Genomic DNA, 6517 nt, shown 5'->3' with positions numbered 1-6517 from the left:
GGCGGGGCCCTCCTGCGTGTTGGGGGTGCATTCCCTCAGCACCGGGTGCAGGGAGGCCTCATCGCCCCGCAGGGCACAGGAGCGGCATCGAATGCGCAGAAATGACGTGTGTCGGGCCCGAAACCGGTATCTGCTGCACAGTCGATGGACCGGGTGCAGACTGTTGGCTTCGCCGGGTGCAGGCTGTCGACCCCGAGTCACGCCGGAGCGGTACTCCTTACGGCTACCTTGGAGGCGGCCGGCGTGCGACGGCGTAGGAGGGTTCCCGAAGGCGCTTCGTCCAGCCGTAGGTGTCGGCGCCGGGCAGGGGATTGAGGACGGCGTCGAAGCGGAGGTCCTCCTTCCCCTGCAGGTCGAGGAGGAGGGACATGGTGCCGAACTGGTGCCACGGGCCCCGCGGGCGGGCGTGGTACAGACCCAGGACCCAGGCCTCCCCGCCCAGGGTGCGCCCGAAGGCGCCCAGCGACGCAGGAAGGGGCGCCGGCCCGAGGGTGCGCGCACCGATCAGCACCGGCCCGTGTGGACCCCGATACGGAATGATCGTGGTGAGGGGCGACCGGTCGGCCCGGAATCGAGGCAGCAGGACGAACCGCCCCGCGCGGGACCACCCGGTGGAGGACAGCAGTACGTCGGCCGGCAGGCCTGCGTCGGCGGCGTCGGGCCAGTCGTTGATGCGGAAAGCGAGTCCGACGACGTCGGGCAGGCCGTCCGGCAAGCCCACCGATCGGGAGATCCGGGCTGCCACCGTGCTGGTGCCGGGGGTATCGATCCACGCGATGCCGCTGGCCGTACCAGGGGGCGCCACCTCGACAGCCCCGGTCAGGCGCAGTCCCCGGGAGTGGATCGGTCGTTCGGGCCGCACTCTCTTGATGGCACTGAACAGTCCCGCGAAGCCGTGACCCACTGCTGTGGTGAAAAGCTGTGCCATGAATGCCTTCGCCGGTTGAGCGCGTACTGCCGGTCTACGCTGCGTCCGCCAGTGTCCCGAGGTACAACTGGATCACCTTCGGGTCCTTCATCAGTTCGCGGCCGGTGCCGGTGTAGGCGTCCCTGCCCTGGTCGAGAACGTAGGCACGGTCACAGATCTGTAGGCAGCGCCGCGCGTTCTGTTCCACCATGATGACCGATACCCCGGCCCGGTTGATCTCGTGCACTCTCAGGAAAGTCTCGTCCTGCTTGACGGGGGAGAGGCCGGCCGACGGTTCGTCGAGGAGGAGCACTGCCGGTTCCATCATGAGGGCCCGTCCCATCGCGACCATCTGGCGCTCGCCGCCTGACAGTGACCCTGCGCGCTGCGCGCGACGTTTGCCCAGTTCCGGAAAGAGGCTCGTGACGAACTCGAAGCGCTTCTTGAAATCCTTCGGGCGCTGGTACATCCCCATTTCCAGATTCTCCTCGATGGTGAGCGTGGAGAACACGTTGTTGTTCTGCGGCACGAAACCGACTCCCTGCGTCACCAGACGATTGGCTTTCAGGCCCGTGAGATCCTGCCCGCGCACCACCACCTTGCCCGAGTGCACCTTGACCAGGCCGAACATCGCCTTGAGCAGCGTCGATTTGCCGGCGCCGTTGGGGCCGATGATGCCGATGAGTTCGCCCTTCCGCGCCTCGATGCTGCAGCCGTTGAGGATGTTCACCCCGGGGAGGTAGCCCGCCACCAGATCGGTGACCTTGACCACTGAATCCGGATCGTCGTTGCTGGTCGTTGCTTCCCGGCTCATGTTTTCTTCCGATCTGCGTGAGGGTCAGTGACAGTGTGCGGCTGCGGCCGCGAACGCGTGGTGGAGGCGTCCGAAAGGTCTCCGGAACCGGACAGCTCGATGATCCGGTGCCCGAGGATGCCCTCCTCGTCGGTGCCGACCACTGACTTGTCGTCATGTGCCAGTTCCCGTTCGAGGAGTTCGATACCCGTCGAGTCGCCGAGATCGACGTCGTGGTGGGCGCCCAGGTAGGCGTCGATGACCGCCTGGTCCTTCATGACGACGTCGGGCGGGCCCTCGGCTACGACTTTGCCCTCGGCCATCACCACCACCCAGTCCGCGATATGGCGCACCATGTGCATGTCGTGCTCAACGAACAGGACGGTCATGCCCTCGGCCTTGAGGTTCTTGATGTGGTCGAGCAGCGACTGCGTCAGTGCCGGGTTGACTCCCGCCATCGGCTCGTCGAGCATGACCAGACGTGGGCGGACCATGAGGGCGCGGGCCATCTCCAGCAGTTTGCGCTGCCCGCCGGACAGCGACGCCGCGTAGTCATCCTTCTTCTCATCGAGCTTGAACTTCGCGAGCAGCACATCGGCCTGCTCGGTGATTTCCCGCTCGCGCTTCCCCCACACGGTCTTGAACAGCGCTTTCGCGAGGCTCTCACCGGGCTGGTTCGCTGCCCCGAGGCGCATGTTCTCCATCACGGTGAGCTTGCCCATGACCTTGGTGAGCTGGAAAGTGCGCACCATTCCCATGCGCGCCACCTTGTAGGGCGCCACTTTGGCAAGCGGCCTGCCGTCGTACTCCCAATCGCCGCTGTTGGGGACGTCGAAGCCGGTGAGCAGGTTGAAGAGCGTCGTTTTTCCGGCGCCGTTTGGGCCGATCAGGGCGGTGATCTTGTGGCGCGGGATTTCGAGGTAGTCCACGTTGACGGCGTTGATCCCGCCGAAGCTGCGGGTCACGTTCCTGGCCACGACGATGGGGTCGGTCTTCCGGCATCCCGGCAGGGCCTCTCCGGCGGCGATCGGACTGCTGTCGTTCATGTAATCGTGCCCGGACGCGGACGCGGATGCGGATGCGGAGGTTGGGCTTGATGTGCCGGCGGCGGTCGCGCCGTGCGCGGTGGCGGCGCCGTCGGCCCGGTGCGAGGGACCCCCGGGAGCGCTGGCGGGATCGTTGTGGTTCTCGGTCATGCGAACGCCAGCTCCTTCTTGTTACCCAGGACACCCTGGGGCCGGAACACCATGAGCAGCATCAGTGCCACACCCACGAGGATGTATCTTAGCTGACCCGCCTGCACGTTCGAGAGGAAGGTGATGGCACCGACCTCGATGGCCCCGTAGAGAAGTCCCTGGGTGAGGGAGAGGACCACCCAGAAGACCATCGCTCCGATGACGGGTCCGAGCACGGTTGCCATGCCGCCCAGCAGGAGGCAGGTGTACAGGAAGAACGTCAGTTCAGTGGCATAGTTGGCCGGCTGCACGGCCCCGCGGGGGAGGGTGAAAATGATCCCTGCGAGCGAACCCAGGATGCCGCCGATCACGAGGGCCTGCATCTTGTAGGCGTAGACGTTCTTGCCGAGGGAGCGGACGGCGTTCTCGTCCTCGCGGATACCTTTGAGGACGCGGCCCCAGGGGCTGCGCATGAGGAGCCAGACGATCAGGCAGGCAAGGACGACGACGCTCCAGCCGACGATCCGGATCCAGAGGTCACGTCCGCTCATGGCGAGCGGTCCGACGTTGTAGCTGTCGTTGAGGAAGGGATTGAGCTCGTAGAAGCCGCCCTCGAAGGCCGCAAGGCCGTTGGCCGAACCGGTGACGTCGGTGAGCCCGTTGGTGGTCACGATGTAGCGGACGATCTCCGCTGCCGCAATGGTCACGATCGCCAGGTAGTCCGCCCTCAACCGGAGCGTGGGAATACCAAGGACGATGGCGAAGATGACCGATGAGAGCAGTGCCACCAGGACCGCGACGGGAAGCGGGGCATTGAAGGTGAGTGTCGAGATCGCGTAGCCGTAGGCTCCGACGGCCATGAAGCCGGCCTGGCCGAAGTTCAGCAGTCCCGAGTAGCCGAAGTGGACTGCGAGCCCGAGCGCAGCAAGCGCATAGGCCGCGGTGGTGGGACTGATCATTTCGCCGAAGGCGTTGGTGAGTATGTTTCCGAAATCCATGGGAGTCCCTAACCTATGCGCTCTTTGCGGCCGAGGATACCCTGGGGCCGGAACAGGAGCACGAGAATCATGATGAGAAGCGCGCCAACGTATTTAAGGTCGGCTTCGAGCCAGAGCGTCGAGATTTCCACGAACAGGCCCACGATGATGGAGCCGAGCAGGGCACCGAAGACTGTTCCCAATCCGCCGAGGACCACTCCGGCAAAGATCAGCAGGAGGATCTGCTGGCCCATGTTGAAGGAAACTCCCGGCCGGTAGTACGCCCAGAGGATTCCGCCGAGCGCGGCCAGCATTCCACCGATCACCCACACGAGGCGGATGACACGGTCGACGTCGATCCCCGATGCCGCGGCCAGGGCCTGGTTGTCCGCGACAGCGCGGGTTGCCTTGCCGACGCGGGTGCGGAGGAGCAGGAAGGCGACGAGCAGGATCACGACGAGGCTGATGATCAGGGACGTCAGATTGTTCCGCGAGATGGACACGGAGCCGATGTCGATGATCGCGCTCTGGGACCCGGGCAGCTGTTGCGTTGCGCCGCCGAAGTTGAACTGGATGATGTAGCGCAGTGCGAGCGCCAGGCCGATGCTGACGATCATCATGGGGACCAGTCCGCTCCCGCGCCGCCTCAGCGGCTTCCAGAGGCCGGCGTCCTGCACGTACCCGAGCAGTCCGCCGCCCAGGACGGCGAGGATGATGGCCGCCGGGGCAGGGAGTCCGAGCGCGGCGAATCCGAAGGTCAGGACGGCGCCCATCGTCACCATCTCGCCATGGGCGAAGTTGGTGAGACCGGTGGTGCCGAAAATGAGGGACAGGCCCACCGCGCTCAGCGCGAGCAGGAGGCCGAAGCTGAATCCGGCAAGCGCCCGCTCGGCAAGGGTGTCCCAGAAACTGGTGGTCGTCGTGACGATTCCTTCGCCGAACAGGAACAGCGTGCTGGCCGTGGTGGTTCCTGCGAAGGTGACTTCACGGGGGTTGGCCTGACCTTCGGCGAGGGCGATGCCGTCGGGAAGGGTGTCCTCATCGATTGCCACCTCATAGGTGCCCTGCTCGGGGACGCCGATGGTCCAGGCTCCGTTGGGGCCCGAGGTGGCCTCGCCGTCGAAGCCGTTTCCGGCAGCGGTGACGGTGACGTCGGCGATGGGACCGTCAACTCCGCGAAGGACGCCGCTGATGCGGTTCTCGAACTCCTGGGACTGGGCGCTGGACGATACTGCTGCCGGCTGGGTGGCCGGAACGGCAGGCTGGAGGGCCTGTGCAGAAGGAGCGCTGAGGAGCACGGTGGCCAGAAAGCCCAGAACCAGAAGCAGCATCCTCCTGATCCGTGCAGGCGTCGGTTGGGTGATCAAGAGTGGAACCTCCACGGTGGGGGTTGGCCCTGCGTTGAACCGCCGGGCGTAGGAGCGTGTGACCATTGTCACTGGGCGTGCGCTTCATGTTACTCGGACAGTGTTTCGCCGAATGCCAAAAACGCCGTCCGAAGGTCGCGATTGGATAACGACTGAGTTAGTCAGTGCCCTGAGGGATTGACTTACGGGGAGCGGTGGGCGGGGAACAAATCTCCCTGTATTGCGTTGCTATTGATAAGGTCGTTCTAACGCTCGGCCCCTAATGGAGGACTACACAAAATGGCACTCGGCGGTAATCCGGTTTTCAACGGAAAGAACTTCCGTTCCGCTGCACGCGGCAACAACGCGGCAGCCTATGGCTCCACCATGCTCGCAGGCCAGAAGGTTGCCAGCCAGCAGAACTTGGAGCACATGTACAACCAGCCTTCGGCTGGACCCGCGCAGATGGGCCGCATGACGTTCGACGACGTGATCGTCAAGACCGTCCTCTGCATCGGCGTCGTCCTGCTCGGCGCTTCCGTGCCGGCCTTCTTCCTTCCGGGACTGGCCGTTCCACTGATGGTCCTGGGCATGATCGGCGGACTGGTCCTTGGCCTCGTCAACGCGTTCAAGCGTGAACCGGTACCGGCTCTGATCCTCGCGTATGCGGCGCTCCAGGGGTTGTTCATCGGTGGCCTCACCATGTTCCTCGAGGCCATGTACCCCGGCATCGCGCTCCAGGCAGTGCTCGGTACCCTCACCGTCTTCGGTGTAACCCTGGCCCTCTTCAAGAGCGGCAAGGTGCGCGCAACACCGAAGGCCATGAAGTTCTTCATGATCGCCATGATCAGCTATGCGGCTTTCTCGCTGATCAACCTCGGCCTGATGCTCTTCGGCGTCTCCGATGATGCCTGGGGCCTCCGGGGTGCCGATATCCCCGGGACGAACATTCCCTTCGGTGTCGTCATCGGCATCTTCGCCATCGGCCTTGCCGCCTTCTCCCTGATCATCGACTTCACATCGATCAGCGAGGGTGTGCGGAACGGTGCCCCCCAGAAATACTCGTGGACCGCAGCATTCGGCCTGACGGTCACGCTGATCTGGCTCTACGTCGAAATTCTTCGCCTCCTCGCGATCCTGCGCGGCAGCGACTAGAACATCGGCCCGTAGGGACGGGTGAACGCGCGGCAAACGCGCTAAAGAACAAAGGACGCGCCGGGTATCACCGGCGCGTCCTTTGTTTTCCGCAGCGTCAGACATCCGGCGCGTCCTTGGTTTTCCGCAGCGTCAGACATCCGGCGCGTCCTTGGTTTTCCGCA

The 6517-nt window shown here is 64.6% G+C and carries 6 protein-coding genes; 1 reads left to right on the top strand and 5 read right to left on the bottom strand.

The genetic code is table 11. From position 1 onward, the window contains the following. Positions 1 to 223: 223 nt before the first annotated feature. The 5 genes from Y704_RS0109490 to Y704_RS0109470 form a co-directional block, all read right to left on the bottom strand. The gene (locus Y704_RS0109490; protein WP_026549944.1) at positions 224 to 928 is read right to left on the bottom strand and encodes a hypothetical protein; all 705 of its coding nucleotides are present in this window, start codon (positions 926 to 928) and stop codon (positions 224 to 226) included. Between the two features lie 34 nt (positions 929 to 962). Beyond that, positions 963 to 1721, bottom strand: coding sequence for an ABC transporter ATP-binding protein (locus tag Y704_RS0109485; protein WP_026549943.1), 759 nt, complete (start codon positions 1719 to 1721; stop codon positions 963 to 965). Further along, positions 1718 to 2746, bottom strand: coding sequence for an ABC transporter ATP-binding protein (locus tag Y704_RS20215; RefSeq protein WP_051476887.1), 1029 nt, complete (start codon positions 2744 to 2746; stop codon positions 1718 to 1720). Before Y704_RS20215 ends, Y704_RS0109485 begins: the two co-directional genes overlap by 4 nt. Positions 2747 to 2892: 146 nt before the next feature. Further along, on the bottom strand, positions 2893 to 3873 hold the full coding sequence (locus tag Y704_RS0109475) for a branched-chain amino acid ABC transporter permease (protein ID WP_026549942.1): 981 nt from the start codon (positions 3871 to 3873) through the stop codon (positions 2893 to 2895). 8 nt (positions 3874 to 3881) lie between these two features. Further along, positions 3882 to 5183, bottom strand: coding sequence for a branched-chain amino acid ABC transporter permease (locus Y704_RS0109470; RefSeq protein ID WP_026549941.1), 1302 nt, complete (start codon positions 5181 to 5183; stop codon positions 3882 to 3884). Positions 5184 to 5498: 315 nt separating this feature from the next. Here Y704_RS0109470 and Y704_RS0109465 point away from each other — a divergent pair, with 315 nt between their 5' ends. Continuing rightward, positions 5499 to 6353 carry a Bax inhibitor-1/YccA family protein gene (locus Y704_RS0109465; protein WP_026549940.1) on the top strand — a complete coding sequence of 285 codons (855 nt, stop codon included), beginning with the start codon at positions 5499 to 5501 and terminating at the stop codon, positions 6351 to 6353. The last annotated feature ends 164 nt before the right edge of the window (positions 6354 to 6517 follow it).

Origin of the sequence: Arthrobacter sp. Br18, from assembly GCF_000520555.1 — a bacterium.
Lineage (GTDB): Bacteria > Actinomycetota > Actinomycetes > Actinomycetales > Micrococcaceae > Arthrobacter_D.
This window is presented reverse-complemented; position numbering and strand designations above follow the sequence as displayed.